2 protein-coding genes are annotated in these 21,392 nt (G+C 74.8%); both read left to right on the forward strand.

Annotated features, from left to right (window positions below):
• The first annotated feature begins 7 nt into the window (after positions 1–7).
• The gene (locus tag VT50_RS13670) at positions 8–20,104 is read left to right on the forward strand and encodes a non-ribosomal peptide synthase/polyketide synthase (RefSeq protein WP_046086616.1); all 20,097 of its coding nucleotides are present in this window, start codon (positions 8–10) and stop codon (positions 20,102–20,104) included.
• The gene (locus VT50_RS13675) at positions 20,101–21,351 is read left to right on the forward strand and encodes an MFS transporter (protein WP_046086617.1); all 1,251 of its coding nucleotides are present in this window, start codon (positions 20,101–20,103) and stop codon (positions 21,349–21,351) included. The genes VT50_RS13670 and VT50_RS13675 overlap by 4 nt, the downstream gene beginning before the upstream one ends.
• The last annotated feature ends 41 nt before the right edge of the window (positions 21,352–21,392 follow it).

A 21,392-nucleotide genomic window follows, 5' to 3' on the forward strand; every position in this document is an offset into this window, starting at 1 on the left:
GGACGACATGACGTCTTCGAGGAAGGATCGCGCCGACGCCCTGCCCGAGGAGCTGCGGGAGGCGCTGCGCCGCCGCCTCGCGGGCAGGGCCGGGCGCGCCGACGCCATCCCCCGCGCGGACCGCGCGCGCCCGCTGCCGCTGTCCTTCGCCCAGGAGCGGCTGTGGTTCCTGCACGCCCTCCAGCCGGAGGAGGCCGGGTACAACAGCGCGCTGGCGCTGCGGCTGACCGGCGCCCTGGATGTGGTGGCGCTCTCCCGGGCGCTGGATGCCCTGGTGGAGCGGCATGAGGCGCTGCGGACCACGTTCGACGACGTCGACGGCGGGCCCGCCCAGGTGGTGTGCCCGGCCGCGCCCGTCCCGCTCCCGGTGGCCGACCTCACCGGCGAGGACGGAGACACCGGGGCGCTGGACCGGCTGCTGCTGGCCGAGTACGCCCGGCCGTTCGAGCTGCGCACCGGTCCGGCGCTGCGGGCACTGCTGATCCGCCTGGCCGCGGACGCGCACGTCCTGCTGCTCACGGCCCATCACATCGTCACCGACGGCTGGTCGATGGGGGTGCTGCAGGACGAGCTGTGCGCGCTCTACGGCGCCGGGCCCGGCGCGCACCCGCTGCCGCCGGTGCCGGTGCAGTACCCGGACTTCGCCGTGTGGCAGCGGGAGCGGCTTTCGGGAGCCGCGCTGGACCGCCAGCTCGACTACTGGAAGGAGCGGCTGGACGGCGTCGTCCCCCTGGAGCTGCCCACCGACCGGCCCCGGCCGGCCGCGCCCACCTCGGCGGGGGCGATCCATGAGTTCACCGTGGACCGGGCCACCGCGGACCGGCTGCGGGCACTCGCGGCCCACGAGCGGACCACGCTGTTCACGGCGCTGGTCGCCGCCTGCCAGGGGCTGTTCGCCCGCTGGTCGGGGCAGGACGACATCGCCATCGGTACCGTCACCTCCGGCCGTGGCCGCACCGAACTCGAGCGCGCCGTCGGCTTCTTCGTCAATACGGTGGTGCTGCGCTCCACGGTGGACACGGCCCGCTCCTACCGGGAGCTGCTGGCCGACACCGGGGCCACGGTGCTGGACGCCTTCGCCCATGACGAGGCGCCGTACCAGCGGCTGGTGGAGGCGGTGGGGGCGCGCCGGGAGGCGGGCCGCAATCCGCTGTTCGACGTGATGGTGCTGCTGCACGGCACCCCGAGGAGCGCGCCCCGGCCGTCCGGGCTGGCCGTGACGGACGTGGCCGTGCCCCGCCGGTCGGCCACCTTCGACCTCAGCGTCGAATTCGTCGAGGACGGGGAGGAGTTGCGGGGACTGCTGGAGTACCGCACCGAGCTGTTCGACCGGGCGACCGCCGAGCGGATGGCGGGACATCTGCTGGTGCTGCTCGACGGAGTGGCGGCCGGACCGGACCGGCCGCTGCGCGAGTTGCCCCTGCTGACCGAGGGCGAACGGCGGCGGATGGCGGCCGTCGGGCACGGCCCCGCGCTCGCGGTCGAACCGGCCACGTTCCCGGCGGTGTTCGAGGCGGCCGCGGCCCGTACCCCGGATGCGACGGCGCTGGTGGCCTCCGACGCCACGTACGACTTCGCGGGGCTGAACGCGGCCGCCAACCGGCTGGCCCACCATCTGATCGCCCGGGGCGTCGGCCCGGAGCGCGTCGTCGGGGTGAAGCTGCCCCGGACCTCCGACATGGTGGTGGCGATCCTGGGTGTGCTCAAGGCGGGCGGGGTCTATCTGCCCCTCGATCCCGAACTCCCCGCCGAGCGCGTCGCGTTCCTCGTCTCCGACGCCGGGCCCGCGCTGGTGCTCGACGAGGCCGCCCTGCGCGCCGTCCCGGCCACCCTGCCGGTGGCGAACCCCACGGACGCGGACCGGACCGCCGCACTGCGCCCCGGCAACGCCGCCTACGTCCTGTACACCTCGGGCTCGACCGGCCGCCCCAAGGGGGTGGCCGTGGAGCACGGGTCGCTGGTCAACCTGCTGGTCGGCCACCGCGGGGGCCTTGTGGCCGAGGCGGGCGGCGGGCCGCTGCGCGCGGCGCTGACCGCGTCGTTCTCCTTCGACACCTCGCTGGAGGGGCTGCTGCTGCTGGCCGACGGCCATGAGCTGCATCTCATCGACGAGGCCACCCGGCTCGACCCGGCAGCGCTGGTGGCGCGCGTCGCCGAGCACCGCATCGACTTCCTCGACCTCACCCCCTCGTATCTGCGCCAGCTCCTCCCGGCCGGGCTGCTTGACCACCCCGGGCACCGCCCGAGGGTGCTGATGCTGGGCGGCGAGGCCATCGGGCCGTCGCTGTGGCGGCGGCTGGCGGACACACCGGGGACGGCGGCGTACAACTTCTACGGTCCGACCGAGTGCACCATCGACGCGCTCGCGGCCCGGATCGGCGGTGCGGGGCGCCCGGTGGTGGGCCGCCCGCTGGGCAATCTCCGCGCCCAGGTGCTCGACCCGCGGCTGCGGCCGGTGCCGGTGGGGGTGGCGGGTGAGCTGTATCTGGCCGGTGAGCAGGTGGCCCGGGGGTACCGGGGCCGCCCCGGGCTGACCGCGGCCCGCTTCGTGGCCGATCCGTACGGGCCCGCCGGGAGCCGGATGTACCGCACCGGGGACCTGGCCCGCTGGACCGCGGACGGGGAGCTTGACTACCTCGGCCGGGCCGATGACCAGGTGAAGATCCGGGGCCACCGGATCGAACCGGGCGAGATCGAGGCGGCGTTGCTGGATCTGCCCACCGTCGCCGAGGCGGCCGTCGTCGCGGTGGCCGACGACCGCGGCCACGCCCGGCTGGCCGCCTACTACGTGCCAGCGCCCGGCGGTGAGCCGCCCGCCTCCGGGGCGTTGCGCGCGGCTCTCGGGCGGACCCTGCCGGGCCATATGGTCCCCGGTGCCTTCGTCGTCCTGGACGCCATGCCGCTCAGCACCAGCGGCAAGCTGGACCGCCGGGCGCTGCCCGCGCCGCGGCTGGACGCGGACCGGCCGGAGCGGGACACCACCGCGCCGCGGACCGGGGAGGAGCGGGAGCTGGCGCGGATCTGGGCCGAGGTGCTGGGCGCCCGGACGGTGGGGGTGAACGACAACTTCTTCGAGCTGGGCGGCGATTCGATCCTCAGCATCCAGATCGTCTCCCGGGCCCGCCAGGCCGGGCTCGCGCTCACCTCGCGGGATGTCTTCCTGCACCAGACCATCGCCGAGCTGGCCGCCGCCGCGGCGCCGCGCACAGCGCCTCAGGACGCCGACGGGTCGGCGGACGTGGCGGGCCCGGCGCCGCTGACCCCGATCCAGCACTGGTTCTTCGCCACCCACGGCCCGCTCCGCCACTTCACCATGTCGATGGTCCTCGATCTGCCGACCGGCCTGGACGAGGGTGCGCTGGAGGCGGCGCTGGACGCCGTGGTCGCACACCACCCGGCCCTGCGCACCCGGTTCTTCCGGGGCGACGACGGCGAGTGGCGGCAGCTCGCGGACGGCGCGGCGGGCGGGCCGGTGCTGCGCCGCCACGATCTGTCCGCGCTCGGCGGCGCCCGGGAGACGTCCGCGGCCGAGGCGGCCGCGGAGGCCGCCCGCGCCGAACTCGACCTGACCACAGGGGAGTTGCTGCGGGGCGCGCTGCTGTGGCGCGGGGCGGGGGTCCGGCCGCGGCTGTTCCTCACCGTGCACCACCTGGCCGTGGACAGCGTCTCATGGCGCATTCTGCTGGGCGATCTGGAGAGCGCCTACCGGCAGGCCGCCGCCGGGGGGCCGGTGCGCCTCGAACCCGCCTCCACCCCCTTCACCACCTGGGCCCATCGGCTGGGCGAGCGGGTGCTCCGGGGCGAGCTGGACGGCGATCTGCCGCACTGGGAGGGCGTACGGCGGGCGGGCGGTGCGGACCTTCCGGTGGACCGCCCCGGCACGGCCACCGCCGGGTCCACCCGCACCGTGCGCGTGACGCTCGACCGCGGGGCCACCGAGGGGCTGCTGCGCCGGGTGCCCGGGGCGTACCGGACGCAGATCAACGATGTGCTCCTCAGCGCGCTGGGACGGGTGCTCGCCGGGTGGACCGGCGAGGACCGGGTGCTGGTGGCCATGGAGGGCCACGGCCGCGAGGAGCTGGACGCGGCCGTCGACCTGTCCCGGACCGTGGGCTGGTTCACCACGCAGTACCCGGTGGCGCTGACGCTGCCGGGGGACGGCTGGGGCGCGGTGCTGAAGTCGGTGAAGGAGCAGCTGCGCGCGGTGCCGCACCGGGGGCTGAGCCATGAGGCGCTGGCGTATCTGAGCGCCCCGGACTCCCCCGCGCGGGCGCTCGCCGACGCACCGCTGCCGGGCATCTGCTTCAACTACCACGGCCAGTGGGACTCGGGCGGGGACGGCGGCGCGTTCACCCTCACCGGGGAGAGCCTGGGGCGGGAGCTGGCCGCCGACGAGCCATCGGTGTATCCGCTCGATGTGTCCGCCGTGGTGGCGGACGGTGAGCTGGAGCTGACGTGGCTGTACTCCGACCGGGTCCATGACGCGGCCACGGTGCGGGGGCTCGCGGACGGCGTGCTCACGGCGCTGCGGGAGATCGTGGCGCACTGCGACGGACCGGACGCGGGCGGCCGTACCCCCTCCGACTTCCCGCTGGCCGGGCTGGACCAGGCCGCGGTCGACCGGCTGGTGGGCGACGGGCGACGGATCGAGGACGTCTATCCGCTGACCCCGCTTCAGGAGGGCATGCTCTTCCACCGGCTGGTCGGCGGCGAGGAGGACGTCTACCTCGACCAGGCCACGCTGATCCTGGACGGGGTGGCCGACCCGGAGGCGTTCGCCCGCGCCTGGCAGGAGACGGTGGACCACACACCGGTGCTCCGCAGTGGCGTCGTCTGGGAGGGCGTCGGGCGGCCGCTGCAGCTCGTCCACCAGCGCGCCGAGGTGCCCGTGACCCAGCTGGACTGGCGCGGGCTGCCGGAGCAGCGGTACGAGGCCGAGCTGGAACGATTCCGGGCCGAGGACCTGGCCCTGGGCGTCGATCTGGCCGCGCCGCCGCTGATGCGGCTGGCCATCGCCCGGCTGACCGACGCCCGGGTGGCGCTGATCTGGACCTCACACCATCTGGTCCTGGACGGCTGGAGCCTGGCGCAGGTGTTCACCGAGGTGTGCGAGCGGTACACCGCGGCGGCCCGGGGCCGCGCTCCGGCACTTCCCGCCCGCCGCCCGTTCCGTGACTACCTGCAGTGGCTGGAGGGACGGGACGGGCAGGAGGCGGAGCGCCACTGGCGGGATGTGCTCGCCGGTTTCACCGCGCCGACCCCGCTGCCAGCCGACCGCGGGGCCGTGGAGTCCCACCGGGCCCGGTCCTCGGCGACCGTGGCGGTGTCGCTCACCCCCGAGGTGTCGGAGGAGCTGCGCCGTAGGGCCAGGAGCGGCGGTCTGACCGTCAACACGATCGTGCAGGGCGCCTGGGCGCTGCTGCTGTCCCGGTACGGCGGTGAGGACGACGTGGTCTTCGGCACCACCGTCTCGGGCCGTCCGGCGGAGCTGGCCGGGGTCGAGTCGATGGTCGGGATGTTCATCAACACCCTGCCGACCCGGGTGCGGGTGGACCCCGCCCGGAACACCGGGGAGTGGCTGCGGGACCTCCAGATGGCGCAGTCCGCGTCCCGGCGCCATGAATCGGTCTCGCTGGCGCAGGTGGCGGGCTGGAGCGAACTACCGGCCGGGACCCCGCTCTTCGCTTCGATGGTGGCCTTCGAGAACTACCCCTTTGACGACTCCTCGGCGCGCGAGGCGGGGCTGCGGATCATCGAGGTCCGCTCGATCGACGCCACCACCTTCGGTCTGAGTCTTCGGGCCCATCTCTCCGACCGGCTGGGCTTCGACCTCGGCTATGACCCGGGGCTGTTCGACGCCGGGACCGCGGGCGCGCTCGCCGACCGGCTGTGTGTGCTGCTCACCGCGATCGCGGCCGACGCCGACCGCCCGCTGCGGGCGCTTCCGTGGACCACCGCGGAGGAGCGGCGGCGGATCCTGGCGGAGTGGAGCGGCGTCGCGGCCCCGGGGGCGCCGGAACGGACCCTTGGCGCCAGGGCCCCCGGGGCATCGGAGCGGACGCTGGTGGACCTGTTCGAGGAGCGGGCCGCCCGCGCCCCCGGTGCCATCGCCGTCTCCTGCGCAGGAGAGTCGCTGTCGTACGCCGAACTCGACGCGCGGGCGGGCCGGTTGGCGCACCGGCTGATCGCCGAGGGCGCCGGGCGGGAGCGGTATGTGGCACTCGCGCTGCCCCGCTCTCCGGAGATGATCGTGGCGATGGTGGCGGTGCTGAAGACGGGGGCGGCCTATCTGCCCCTCGACCCGGACCAGCCGTCCGGCCGGATCGCCCGGATGCTAGCCGACGCCACACCGGTGGCCCTGCTGACCACCACCGACCTGGCTGCACGGCTCGCCGGGGACGGGGACACCGCCGTGGCCCCGCTGTGCCTGGACGACCCCGCCCTGATCGCCGATCTGGAGCGCCGCCCCACCGCCCTCCCGGCGGGTTCCGGGCCGTTGCCGGAGAGCCCCGCCTACGCCATCTACACCTCCGGGTCCACGGGCGCGCCCAAGGGCGTGGTGATCCCGCACTCCAATGTGGTCCGGCTGTTCTCTCGGACGCGAGAGTGGTTCTCGTACGAGGCCAGCGATGTGTGGACGCTGTTCCACAGCTATGCCTTCGACTTCTCCGTCTGGGAGATCTGGGGTGCGCTGCTGCACGGCGGCAGGCTCGTGGTCGTCCCGTACGCCGTCTCGCGGTCCCCCGTGGAGTTCCTGCGGCTGCTGGCGGAGGAGCGGGTGACGGTGCTCAGCCAGACGCCGTCCGCCTTCCAGGGGCTGATGCGCGCCGACGAGGAGCACCCCGGCGCTCAACTCGCGCTGCGCCGGGTGGTGTTCGGCGGTGAGGCGCTTGACGCGCGGCGGCTGGCGGGCTGGTACGCACGGCATCCGGACACCGCGCCGTCGCTGGTCAATATGTACGGGATCACCGAGACCACCGTGCATGTCACCTACGCCCCGCTCGACCGCGCGGCAACGTCCTCCGAGGCGAGCGCCATCGGCACCGGCATCCCCGATCTGCGGGTGTACGTGCTGGACGGGGGGCTGGAGCCGGTGCCGCCGGGGGCGGTCGGCGAGCTGTATGTGGCGGGGGCCGGGCTCGCCCGGGGCTATCTGCGCCGCCCGGGCCTGACCGCGTCCCGCTTCGTGGCCGATCCGCACGGGCCCGCCGGGAGCCGGATGTACCGCACCGGCGACCGGGCCCGGTGGAGCGCGGACGGCGAGCTGGAATATCTGGGCCGGGCCGACGACCAGGTGAAGATCCGTGGTTTCCGGATCGAGCCCGGCGAGATCGAGGCCGCGCTGCTGGACCATCCGGCGGTCCAGGAGGCGGTGGTGACGGTACGGGAGGACCAGCCCGGGGTGCGGCGGCTGGTGGCCCATGTGGTGGCCGCCGGTTCGGCCGTGCTGCCAGCGGCCGGTGAGTTGCGGGAGTTCCTTCAGCGGTCGCTGCCCGCGCAGCTGGTCCCTGCGGCGTTCGTGGCGCTGGACGCGCTGCCGCTGACCGCCAACGGCAAGCTGGACCGGCGGGCGCTGCCCGCGCCCGGCCTCGACGGCTTCGCGGCGAGCGCGGAGCGGATCGCCCCGCGCACCGAGGCCGAGCGCACGGTGGCGCGGGTGTGGGCCGAGGTGCTGCCGGTCGAGCAGGCCGGGGCGACGGATGACTTCTTCGCCCTGGGCGGCGATTCGATCCTGGCCATCCGGGTGGCCTCCCGGCTGCGAGCGGCCTTCGGCACCGAGGTCACCCCGCACGCGCTGTTCACCCACACCACCGTGGCCGAACTCGCCGCCGCGCTGGGCGCGCCGGAGACGGGCGGAGCGCCGGAGGACGGCGGTGTGGTGGACACCATCCCGGCCGTGCCACGGGACGGGGAGCTGCCGCTGTCGTATCCACAGGCGCGGCTGTGGTTCCTGGACTCCTTCGACGGTGGCGGCACGGAGTATGTGACGCCCTTCGCGCTGCGGCTGCGCGGCCGCCTGGACACCGCCGCGCTGCGCACCGCCCTGGACGCCCTGGTGGCCCGGCACGAGCCGCTGCGCACCACCTTCGCCGAGGTGGACGGCCGTGGGGTGCAGCGGGTGCACGCTCCGTACGAGGTGGCGCTACCCGTACACGACCTCGCGGACCGTCCCGTGGCGACGCGCGAGCGGGAGCTGGAGCGGCTGCTGGAGCGGGAGGGCGCCACCCCCTTCGATCTGCGCACCGGACCGCTGCTGCGGACGTCCCTGATCCGGCTGGACGACGAGGAGCACGTGCTCACCCTGACGATGCACCACATCGTCACGGACGGCTGGTCCACGGCCGTCATCGGCGCCGATCTGAGCGAGCTGTACGGCGCGGCGGTCACGGCACGGCGGCCCGCGCTCGCCCCGCTGCCACTGGGCTACGCCGACTACGCGGCGTGGCAGCGCGATCCGCTCGGCGGCGCGGCGCGGATGGAGCCGCAGCTGGAGTACTGGCGGGCGCGGCTGGCGGATGTGGCGCCGCTGGAGCTGCCGACCGACCGGCCACGGCCGGCCGTGCAGACCCGATGCGGGGCGCTGCTGGAATTCACCCTGCCCGCCGCGCTGGTGGAGCGGCTGCGCACGGCCGGACGGCGCCGCGACTCCACCCTCTTCATGACGCTCCTCGCCACCTGCCAGGTGCTGCTGGCCCGCTGGTCGGGGCAGGAGGACATCGCGGTGGGCACCGTGGCCTCGGGACGGGAGCGGCCCGAACTGGAGCATCTGGTCGGGATGTTCGTGAACACGCTGGTGCTGCGCACCCGGGTGGCGGCCGACGAGCCGTTCGAGGCGCTGCTCACCCGGGTGCGGGGCACCGTGCTGGATGCCTTCGCCCACCAGGACGTGCCGTTCGAGCGGATCGTGGACGCGCTCCAGCCGGAGCGTGACACCAGCCGCACCCCGCTCTTCCAGGTCATGGTGGCGCTGCACAACGTGGGCGCCGAGGTGCCCGAACTGCCCGGTCTCACCGTGGAGTCCGTACGGGTCCCGGGCCGGACCGCCGCCTTCGACCTGGGCTTCGACTTCGTGGCGGGCCCCGGCGGTCTGACCGGCTTCGTGGAGTACAACACCGATCTGTTCGACACGGCCACCGTGGAGCGGATGACCCGTCAGCTGCGGCTGCTACTCGAGGCGGTGGCCGAGGACCCCGGGCTCCGGGTGGGCGAACTGCCGCTGCTGACCGCCGGGGAGCGGCGGACGGTACTGGAGGAGTGGAACGGCACCGCGCTCGCCGTGCCGGACACCACCTTCCCCCGGCTCTTCGAGGAGCAGGCCGCCCGCACCCCGGGCGCCACCGCGCTGGTGGCCTCCGGCGCCAGCTATGACTTCGCGGGGCTGAACGCGGCGGCCAACCGGCTGGCCCACCAGCTGATCGCCCTCGGCGTGGGTCCGGAGAAGGTGGTCGCGGTCAGGCTTCCGCGCACCGCTGATCTGATGGTGGCCGTGCTGGCGGTCCTCAAGGCGGGCGGCACCCAGCTGTATGTGGACCCCGGACTGCCCGCCGAACGCGCCCGGTTCCTGCTGGAGGACGCGGCGCCCGAGGTCGTCCTCACCCCCCAAGTCCTGCGGGACGCGCCGCTCGACGGGCTGCCGGACACCGATCCCACCGACGCGGACCGGCCGGGCCCGCTGCTGCCCGGGCACACCGCGTACCTCACCTACACCTCGGGTTCCACCGGCCGCCCCAAGGGTGTCGCCGTCGAGCACCGCCAGCTGGTCAACCTCTGCCTCGACCACCGGGCCGGGCTCATCGCCCCGCACCAGGCCGGGGCGGGCCGTCCGCTGCGCTCGGCGCTGACCGCCGCGTTCTCCTTCGACACCTCCTGGGAGGGCGCGGTGTTCCTGGCCTCGGGCCAGGAGGTGCACCTGGTGGACGACGCGGTACGGCTCGACCCGGCCGCCCTGGTGGCCCTGGTCGGGGACCGTGGCCTGGACTTCCTCGACGTCACCCCGTCGTATCTGCATGAGCTCATGGCGGCCGGGCTGTTCGCCGGGGAGCGCCACCGCCCCCGGATCGTCATGGTGGGCGGCGAGGCCCTGGGGGCGGGGCTGTGGCGGGAGCTGCGCGCGGTGCCGGGCGTGGCGGCGTACAACTTCTACGGGCCCACCGAATGCGCCGTGGACGCGGTCTACGGCGAGCTGGCCGGTCTCGGCGACCGTCCGCTGATCGGGCGGCCCGGCCGCAATCTGCGGGCGTACGTCCTGGACGGTGCGCTGCGGCCGGTGCCACCCGGTGTCCCCGGTGAACTCCATCTGGCCGGGGCGCAGGTCGCCCGCGGCTATCTGCGCCGCCCGGGGCTCACCGCGGCGCATTTCGTGGCCGATCCGTACGGCCCTCCGGGCGGCCGGATGTACCGCACGGGCGACCGGGCGCGCTGGACGGCGGACGGGGCGCTGGAGTTCCTGGGCCGCGCCGACGACCAGCTCAAGATCCGTGGGTTCCGGATCGAGCCCGGCGAGATCGAGGCCGCGCTGCTGGGCCATCCGGCGGTCCAGGAGGCGGTGGTCGTGGCCCGCGAGGACACCGGCCACCGGCGGCTGGTGGCCTATCTGGTGACCTGCTCCGACGACTCGACCGGCGACCCCGGTCCGGTGGAGCTGCGCGCCCTGCTCAAGCGCACCCTGCCCGACTACATGGTCCCGGCCGCCTTCGTGACGCTGGACCGGATGCCCCGCACCGACAGCGGCAAGGTGGACCGGCGCGCGCTGCCCGCGCCCCCCGATCGCCCCGAGCGGGGCTCGCCGTACGTGGCGCCCCGGACCCCCGCCGAGACGGCGCTGGCGGGCGTGTGGGCCGAGGTGCTGGGCGTCCCGGAGGTGGGGGTGGAGGACAACTTCTTCGCCCTGGGCGGCGATTCGATCCTCAGCATCCAGATCGTCTCCCGGGCCCGCCGGGCCGGGCTGACGCTCACCTCCAAGGACGTCTTCCGCCACCAGACCGTGGCGGAGCTCGCGCTGAGCGTCGAGACGGCCCGTCGGCAGCCGCTCGCCGGGGCGGCCGGGGCGGTGGCCGGACCGGCGCCGCTGACGCCCATCCAGCACTGGTACCTGGACGGGCGGCTCCCCGGCGACCGGCACCACTTCACCATGAGCCACCGGCTCGAGCTCACCGGCGACCTCGACGAGGCCGCCCTGCGGCGGGCGGTGGACGCCCTGGTGGCGCACCACGCGGCGCTGCGCACCCGCTTCCTCGTGGTCGACGGGCAGTGGCGCCAGGAGGTCCTGCCCACCGCCCCCGGCGAAGTCCTGGAGCGGCACGACCTGTCCGGTCTGGACGGCGCGGCACGCGCCGAGGCCGTACGGGAGGCCACGGTCGCGGCCCAGACGGGCCTGGACATCGCCGAGGGGGCGGTGCTGCGGGCGCTGCTGTTCACCGCCGGCCCGGGGCAGCCGCCCGAGTTGCTGCTCACCGCCCACCACCTGGTGGTGGACGGCGTCTCCTGGCGCGTCCTGCTCGGCGATCTGGAGACCGCCTACCGCGGTGCCGCCGCCGGTGGCGCCCCCGCGCTGCCCCCGGCGAGCAGCGCCTTCACCCGGTGGGCCGCCCGGCTGGCGGACCATGTGCGCTCCGGCGGGCTCGACGGTGACCTGGCGTACTGGGCGGGCGTTGCGCGCTCCGCGCCCGCCCCGCTCCCCGTCGACCGCGAGGGTCCCAACACCCATGCGACGGCGGCCACGCTGACCACGGCCCTCGGCCGTGCCGAGACCGAGGCGCTGTTGCGCCGGGTCCCGGGCGTCTACCGGACGCGGATCAACGATGTGCTGCTCGCCGCGCTGGGCCGGAGCCTGGCGCGCTGGACGGGCGGGGACACGGTGCTGATCGGCGTGGAGGGACACGGCCGCGAGGATCTTTTCGAGGACCTGGATCTCTCCCGTACGGTCGGCTGGTTCACCGCCGAGTACCCCCTCGCCCTGGCCGTCGACGCCGGGGCGGGGTGGCGCGACACCCTCCGGTCCGTCAAGGAGCAGCTGCGCGCGGTCCCGCACCACGGGCTCGGCCACGGGGCGCTGCGCCATCTGGCCCCCGACGGGTCCCCGGCCGGGGAGCTGCGGGACGGTCCTTCGCCGCAGATCGTCTTCAACTACCACGGCCAGTGGGACGTGGCGGCGGACGGCGGGAGCGCCCCGGGCCTGTACCGCGCGGCCCTCCCGGTGACCGGCCAGGACGCCGCGCCCGGCGAGACCCGCCCGTATCTGCTGGAGGTCACCGGGGCGGTCCAGGACGGCCGGCTGGAGCTTGGCTGGAGCTATCCGGCCCGGATGTACGACGAGGCCACCGTGCGCCGGGTCGCGGACGGCTGTCTGGCCGCACTGGAGGAGATCGTGGCGCACTGCGCCGAGCCGGGCGCGGGCGGGCGCACCCCGTCCGACTTCCCGCTCGCCCGGCTCGACCAGCGGCAGGTGGATCTGATCGCCGGTGACGGCGGGGCGGTGGAGGACGTGTATCCGCTGACCCCGCTCCAGGCGGGCATGCTCTTCCACGGCCTCGTGGACAGCGCCGCCACCGGTGGCGCCTACTTCGACCAGATCGCCATCCGGATCGGCGGCATCGCCGACCCGGACACCTTCGCCGCCGCCTGGCAGCGGGTGGTGGACCGTACGCCGGGCCTGCGCAGCTCCGTCCGCTGGGAGGGGCTGGCCGAGCCGGTCCAGGTGGTCCACCGCCGGGCCGGGCTGCCCACCGTGCGGCTGGACTGGCGGGAGTTGACGCCGTCCGCGCGGGAGGAGGCGCTGCGGCGGCTGCTGGCCGAGGACCGTGCCGCCGGGATGGAGCTCACCTCGGCCCCGCTGAGCCGGATCGCGGTGGCCGAGCTGCCCGGTGACGAGGTCATGCTGGTGTGGACCTCACACCACCTGATGCTCGACGGCTGGAGCACCGGCCAGGTCTTCGCCGAGGTGTGCGAGACCTATGCGGCGCTCGTGGCCGGGCGCCCGCCCCGGCCGCCCGCCCGCCGGGCCTTCAGGGACTTCCTGCGCTGGCTGCGCGAGCAGGACCAGGAGCGCGCGGAGCGCCACTGGCGCGAGGTGCTTGCGGGGTTCGGCGCCCGTACGCCGCTGCCGTACGACCGGCGGCCCCGGGAGGCGCATCGCACCACCTCGGCCGCGCTGACCCGGCTGGAGCTGACCGAGGAGGTGTCCGCCCGGCTGCGGGAGACCGCACGCGGTGGCGGGCTGACGGTCAACACGGTGGTGCAGGGCGCGTGGGCGCTGCTGCTGTCGCGGTACGGCGGGGTGCCCGACGTGGTGTTCGGCACCACCGTCTCGGGCCGTCCCGAGGGGCTGCCGGGCGTGGAGACGATGGTCGGCATGTTCATCAACACGGTCCCCACCCGGGCCGTGGCCGAGGGCGGCCGTGAGGTGGTGGCATGGCTGCGGGAGCTCCAGGAGCAGCAGAGCGAGTCCCGCCGCTTCGACTTCGTCGCCCTCCCCCGGATCCAGGCCCTCAGCGCGGTCCCGGCCGGTGAGGCGCTGTTCGACAGCATGGTGGTGTTCGAGAACTACCCGTTCGACGAGACGTCGGCGGCCGGTGCCGGAATCCGGGTGCGGGAGGTGCGGGCCGAGGACTCCACCAGTTTCCCGCTGTGTCTGCGCGCCTATCTCGGCGACCGGCTGGGCTTCGACCTCGCCTACGATCCGGCGCTGTTCGACGCGGCCACGGCTCAGCGGGCGGCGGCCCAGCTGGGGACGCTGCTCACCGGGATCGCGGACGGCGCCGGGCGGTCGCTGGACGAGCTGCCGCTGCTGACGGAGGCGGAGTACGGGCGGGCGGCAGGTGAGTGGAACGCCACCGCCCGGCCGCTGCCGGAGGGCTCGCTCGCGCGGCTGTTCGCCGAGCGGGTCCGCGGCGGCCCGGACGCCGTCGCCGTCACCGATGGCGCCACCTCGCTCAGCTATGCCCAACTCGACGCGTGGGCGGGGCGGTTGGCCGGACGGCTGCTGCGGTCCGGGGTGCGTACGGAGGACCGGGTGGCGCTGCTCATGGACCGGTCGGTGGAGCTGGTCGTGGCCCAGCTCGCGGTGGTCAGGGCCGGTGGGGTGTACGTACCGGTGGACGCCCGCGCCCCGCGCGAGAGGCGGCGGACACTGCTGGACCAGGCGGGCGCCGCGGTGGTGCTGACGCCGGAGGAGGTGGCCGCCGCCCGGGAGGGCGAGCCGGTGGCGCCCGCGGTGCCGGTGCACCGGGACCAGCTGGCGTATGTGATGTTCACCTCCGGGTCGACCGGTGTGCCGAAGGCCGTGGGGGTGCGCCACCGCGATGTGGCGGCGCTCGCCCTCGACCGCGCCTTCGCCGGTGGCGGGCACGAGCGGGTGCCGCTGCACTCACCGGTGGCGTTCGACGCCGCCACCTACGAGATGTGGGTGCCGCTGCTGAACGGTGGCCGGGTGGTGGTGACATCGGGCGAGCTGGACGCCGCCGCGGTGCGCCGGCTGGTGGCCGAGCAGGGGGTGACGGGGCTCTGGCTGACCGCCGGGCTGTTCCGGCTGCTGGCTTCGGACGCGCCGGACTGCTTCACGGGGCTGCGCGAGGTGTGGACCGGTGGCGATGTGGTGCCCGCGGCCCCGGTGCGCCGGGTGCTGGAGCGCTGCCCCGGGCTGACCGTGGTGGACGGCTACGGGCCGACCGAGACCACCACCTTCGCCACCCGCTTCCCGATGTGCCGCGCCGACGAGGTGCCCGAGGCGGTGCCGATCGGCCGGCCGCTGGACAACACGCGGGTCCACGTCCTGGACTCCAGGATGCGGATCGTGCCGCCGGGCGTGGTCGGCGAGCTCTTCGTCGCCGGGGAGGGGGTGGCCCGTGGCTACCTCGGCCGTCCAGGGCCGACCGCCGCGGCGTTCCTCCCCGATCCGTACGGGCCCGCAGGGGAGCGGATGTACCGCACCGGCGATCTGGCGCGGCGGCGCCCGGACGGCACGGTGGAGTTCCTGGGCCGCGCCGATGACCAGGTCAAGATCCGTGGCTTCCGGATCGAGCCGGGCGAGGTGGAGGGTGCGCTGGCCGGTCATCCCGGGGTGGCGGACGTCGCGGTGGTGGCCCGCGAGGACGGTCCCGGCGGCAAGCGGCTGGTGGCCTATGTGGTGGCCGCCGGCGATACCCCGGTGGAGGGTGACCCGTTGCGGGCGTACGCGGCGGAGCGGCTGCCGGACTACATGGTGCCGTCCGCCGTCGTCCCGCTGGAGGCGCTGCCGCTCGGCCCCACCGGGAAGCTGGACCGGGCGGCGCTGCCCGCGCCCGGCCCGGACACCCGCCGCACGCCCCACCGGGCGCCGCGCGAGGGGGCCGAACGGGCCGTGGCGGCGGTCTGGGCCGAGGTGCTGGACGTGGCACGGGTCGGCGCCGGGGACAACTTCTTCGAGCTCGGCGGCGACTCGATCCTCTCCATCCGGCTCACCTCACGGCTGCGGGAGGTGCTGGGGGTGGAGCCGTCGCCCCGTCTGGTGTTCACCCATCCGACCGTCGCCGCCCTGGCCGAGGCGCTCGGTGGCGCGGACGGCCGGGGCGCGGACCGGCCCGCCCCGATCACACCGGTGGCCCGGGACGGCGAGCTGCCGCTGTCGTATCCGCAGCAGCGGCTGTGGTTCCTGGACTCCTTCGCCCCCGACAGCGCCGAGTACATCACCCCGCTGGCGCTGCGGGTACGGGGCGCCCTCGATGTGGCCGCGCTCGGTGCGGCGCTGACCGCGCTGGTGGCCCGGCACGAATCGCTGCGGACCACCTTCGACGCGGTGGACGGGCGCGGGACGCAGATCGTGCAGGCCCCCCGGGAGATCCGGCTCGATCCGCAGGACCTGTGTCATCTCCCCGCCGCCGAGCGGCAGGCGGAGGCGCGGGAGCTACTGGCGTACGAACGGACGCGCCCCTTCGATCTGCGGCGCGGCCCGCTGCTGCGCACCGGGCTGATCCGGCTCGGCGCACAGGAGCACATCCTGAGCCTGACGCTGCATCACATCATCACGGACGGCTGGTCCACCGGTGTGCTCACCGGCGATCTGTGGGAGCTGTACCGGGCGGCGCTGAGCGGTGAGCCCGCGGCGCTGCCCCCGCTCCCGGTGCAGTACGCGGACTTCGCCGCCTGGCAGCGCACCGAGCTCACCGCCCCCCGCGCTGATGAGGAACTTGCCTACTGGACACGCCAGTTGGCCGGGGTTCCGCCGTTGGAGGTGCCCACCGACCGGCCCCGTCCCGCGGTGCGGACGAAGAACGGCGCCACCGTGGAGTTCACGGTGTCCGCCGCGGTGAGCTCACGTCTGAAGGAGTTCGGACGGACGCGCGGCACCACGCTGTTCATGACGCTGGTGGCGGCGGCCCAGATCCTGCTGGCCCGGCTGTCCGGCGGGCGGGACATCGCGGTGGGCACCGTCACCTCGGGGCGGGAGCGACCCGAGGTGGAGCGGCTGATCGGCTTCTTCGTCAACACCCTGGTGCTGCGCTCCACCGTCGATCCGCACGCCCGCTTCGACGACTTCCTGGCCGAGGTGCGCGGCACCGTCCTGGACGCCTTCGCCCATCAGGCGGTGCCGTTCGAGCGGGTGGTGGACGAGGTGCGGCCGGTGCGGGACACCAGCAGGACACCGCTGTTCCAGGCGATGGTGGTGCTCCAGAACGCCCCCGCCCGGGACCCGGAGCCGCCCGGTCTTGAGCTGGCGGACGTGGAACTCGACACCCAGACCGCCGCCTTCGACCTCACCTTCGAGTTCGCCGAGGCCGAGGGGGGCGTGCTGCGCGGGCTCATCGGCTACAGCACCGATCTGTTCGACGCCCCGACCGCGGAGCGGATGGGCGCGGCCCTGCGGACGCTGCTCGCCGGGATCGCCGAGGATCCGGGGCGCCAGGTGGGCGCGCTGCCGCTGACCACCCCGGCCGAGCTGCGGCGCACCCTGGTCGAGTGGAACGACACCCGCCTGGAGGTGGAACGGGCCACGCTGCCCGAGCTGTTCGAGCGGCAGGTGGCCGTCTCCCCGGATGCCACGGCCGTGCGGTACGGGAAGGGCGATCTCACCTTCGCCGAGCTGGAGGTGGCCGCGAACCGGCTGGCCCACCGGCTGATCGGCCGGGGCGTGGGTCCTGAGCGGCTGGTGGCGCTGGTGCTGCCGCGTTCGGTGGAGATGCTGGTGGCGCAGCTGGCCGTGGCGAAGGCGGGCGGTGCGTTCCTGCCGGTCGACCCCGGCTATCCCAAGGAGCGGGTGGCGTTCATGCTGCGCGACGCCGCGCCCTCGGTGGTGCTCGACGACACGGCCTCGGTGTGGACCGGGGAGGGCCCCGCCACGCCACCGCCGCCCCGTGGGCTAACGCCGGACCATCCGGCGTATGTCATCTACACCTCCGGTTCCACCGGTGTGCCCAAGGCGGTCGTGGTCACCCATGCGGGGCTGGCCGGTTTCTCGGCCGCCGCGGCCGCGCACTACGACGTACGGGCCGGGGACCGGGTGCTGCAGTTCTCCTCACCCAGCTTCGACGCCTCCGTCCTGGAGCTGTGCGTCTCGCTGCCCCGGGGCGCCGCGCTGGTGATCGGTGACGAGGGCCCGCTGCTGGGCGAGCGGCTGGCCGAGGTGCTCGGCGGACAGCGGATCACCCATGCGCTGATCCCCCCGGCGGCGCTGGCCACCGTGCCGGAGGCGGCGTGGCGGACGGGGCCGCCGGATGGTCCGACAGGGCCGCCGGATGGGCGGACGGGGGCGCCGGACCGGCGGGCGGGGCTGCCGGATCTGCGGACCCTCATCGTCGGCGCAGACGCCTGCTCCGCGGAGCTGGTGGACCGCTGGGCGCCGGGCCGGCGGATGGTCAACTCCTACGGCCCGACGGAGGCCACGGTGGTGAGCACCTGGTCCGGGCCGCTGACCGCCGGATCGGGGGTACCGCCGATCGGCCGGCCCATCCCGAACACCCGGGTCTACGTCCTGGACGAGGCGCTGCGCCCGGTTCCGGTGGGCGTGGCCGGGGAGCTCTATGTCGCGGGCGCGGGTCTGGCGCGGGGCTACCTGGGCCGCCCGGGGCTGACCGCCGCACGTTTTGTGGCCGATCCGTTCGGCCCGGCGGGCGGGCGGATGTACCGCACCGGCGATGTGGTGCGCTGGACCGGCGGCGGTGAGCTCGCGTTCCTGGGCCGGGCCGACGACCAGGTCAAGGTGCGGGGGTTCCGGATCGAACCCGGTGAGGTGGAGAGCGCGCTGCGGCGCAGCCCGGAGGTGCGGGAAGCGGTGGTCGCCGTGCGGGAGACCGCCCCGACGCCGGAGCAGCCCTCCGGCGGCAAGCGCCTGGTGGGCTATGTCGTCCCGGCACCGGGCACCTCGCCGACCGCCGCCTCGCTGCGCGACGTCCTGGCCAGGACCCTTCCGTCCCACATGGTGCCGTCGGCGTTCGCCACCCTGGACGCCCTTCCGCTCACGGCCAACGGCAAGGTGGACCGCCGGGCGCTGCCAGAGCCGGATCCGGTGCCCCTCACCTCCGGTGCGGGCCATGTCGCCCCGCGCACCCCGATGGAGCGCCGGATCGCGGAGATCTGGGCCGATGTGCTCGGTCTGGAACGGGTGGGCGTGGAGGACAACTTCTTCGAGCTGGGCGGGGATTCCATCCTCAGCATCCAGGTGGTCTCCCGCGCCCGGCAGGCCGGGCTGCGCATGACCACCAAGGACCTGTTCGCCCATCAGTCGGTGGCGGCGCTGGCCACCGTGGCCACCGCCGAGCGGGACGAGGGCCGTGCGGAGCCGGTGACCGGGGCTCTTCCGCTCACCCCGATCCAGCGCTGGTTCTTCGCCACCCACACCGTGAACCCGCGCCACTTCAACCAGTCCACGCTGCTGGAGCTGCACCAGGAGCCGGACGAGAAGGCGCTTCGGGGGGCGCTGGCCGCGCTCCTGGTCCACCACGACGCGCTGCGCACCCGGTTCACCGAGGACGGCGGCGAATGGCACGGCCACGTCCCGGAACCGGATGGCGGCGGTGGCGTCCTGGACCGCCACGACCTGTCGGGTCTGCCGGACCGGGAGGCGGACGCGGCGGTGGAGAAGGCGGCGGACGCGCTGCACGCGGGCTTCGACCTGGGCCGGGGGCCGCTGCTGCGGGCCGCGCTGTTCCGGTTCGGCGCGGCCCGGCGGCCGTACCTCTTCCTGACCGCGCACCACCTGGTCATCGACGGGGTGTCCTGGCGGATCCTGCTGGACGACCTGGACATCGCCTATCAGCAGGGGGTGCGGGGCGAACCGGTGGACCTCGGCACCAAGACCACCGCCTTCCGGGACTGGGCGCGGCGGCTCGCGGAGCATGTCGCCGGGGGCGGCCTGGACCATGAGGCCGACCACTGGTGCGAAGCCCTTGCCGCCCGGCCGCTGCCGGTGGACCACCAGGTGGCCACGCCCGGGCCGGAGATCGCCACGGTGCCGGTCGAACTCGACGAGCGGGACACCGAGGCGCTGCTCCGCTCGGCCCCCACCGCCTACCGCACCCGCATCAACGATGTGCTGCTGGCCGCCCTCGCGCTGGCGCTGTCCCGCTGGACGGGCCAGCGGCGGGTGTCGGTGGAGCTGGAGGGCCATGGGCGCGAGGACGTCCTGGACGGTGTCGATCTCTCCCGTACGGTGGGGTGGTTCACCACCATGTATCCGGTCTCCTTCGAGCTGCCGGACCTGCCCGAGGACGGCCCTGCCGACTGGCGGGGGCTGGTCAAGTCGGTGCGGCGGCGGCTGCGGACCGTCCCCGGCAATGGCTTCGGCTTCGGGGCGCTGCGCGCCTTCGGCCCGCCCGGGCTGCGGGAGCGGCTGTCCCGGCACGGCACCGGGCCGCAGGTCGTGTTCAACTACCTCGGCCAGTGGGACGCCCGGTCGGCCGAGTCCCAGGGCGGTCTGGTCCACGCCGAGCACGGCTCGTTCGGCCAGGACCACGATCCGCGCGAGGGCGGCTCCCATCTGCTGGAGGTGGTGGGCGCGGTGCAGGAAGGGCGCCTCGGCTTCACCTGGCGCTACCGCCCCGATGTGCACGAGAGGGCGACCGTGGAGGCGGTGGCCGGGGACTTCGCGGAGGCGCTGCGCCGGATCGCCGGGGACTGCCGGGGCGCCGCATGACCGCGGCCCCGCCGGTGTCCCCGCCGGTTCCGCTGGCGCGCAACCGCGACTACCGGCTGCTGTGGGGCGGTCAGGCGCTCTCGGAGTTCGGCTTCCACACCGCGCTGATCGCGTTTCCGCTGCTGGTCCTGGCGCTCACCGGTTCTGGCGCCGCCTCCGGTCTGGTCATGGGCACCATCGCCGCCGCTCAGATGGTGGCAGGGCTCCCGGCGGGTGTCCTGGTGGACCGCTACGACCGCAAGGCCATCATGCTGGGCTGTGAGGCGGCCCAGGCGGTCTCCGCCGTCAGCCTGGTGGCCGCCGTGTGGGCGGGCGCGGCCACCGTCTGGCACATGGCCGTCGTGGCGGCGGTGTTCGGGGCGAGCGCGGCCCTCTTCGAACCGGCGGAGAACGCGTCGCTGCCCGGCCTGGTGGCGGACGAGCACCTGCCCACTGCGGTGGCGATGAACACGGCACGGGCCTCGATGGGGCAGCTGGCGGGCACCGCGACCGGCGGGTTCCTGTTCGCCGTGGGGCGGTTCGTGCCCTTTCTGGTGGACGCCGTGACCCATACGCTCTCCTTCGTCGCGCTGCTCTTCGTCCGGCTGCCGCCGCGCGAGCGGTCCACCGGCGGGGCGGGCCCGCTGGGCCGGGAGGCGCTGGCCGGGCTGCGGTGGGTGTGGCGGGAGCGCAGGATCCGGGTCACGGTGGTGTGCGCGGTGGTGCTCAACCTGTTCTTCAGCGCCTTCTACCTCGTCGTCATCGTGCTCGCCGAGTCCCGGGGGGTGCCCTCAGGTGAGGTCGGCGTGATGGCGGCCATGCTGGGGGTGGGCGGGGTGGCGGGCGCGCTGCTGGCGCCCGTACTGCACCGGCGGCTGGGCCCGTACGGCGGCATCATCGCGGTGTTCTGGTCGCTGGCCGTGCTCGCCCCGGTCACCGTGCTGATGGACAGCGGCTATCTCATCGGGGTGCTGTTCGCGCTGATGGCGCTGTTCCCGCCGACGGCGAACACCGCGATCATGACCGATCAACTGCTGCGCACCCCGGACGAGTTGCGCGGCAGGCTCACCAGCACACTCGTCCTGGCCTGCGGCGCGGCGGGCGCGGCGGGCCCCGCGCTGGGCGGATCGCTCGCCCAGGCCCTGCCGGGCGACCGGGCGATCCTGCTCTGCTCGGCGGGGATGGCCGCCGCGGCCGTCCTGGCCACCCTCAGCCCGACGCTGCGCACGCTGTCCCGCCGTCATGAGGCCGGGCGGCCGACCGACTGACCTCCATCCGACACTTCCCGGCCATTTCCGATCCGACCGAC

Origin of the sequence: Streptomyces antioxidans, assembly GCF_000968685.2 — a bacterium.
Lineage (GTDB): Bacteria > Actinomycetota > Actinomycetes > Streptomycetales > Streptomycetaceae > Streptomyces > Streptomyces antioxidans.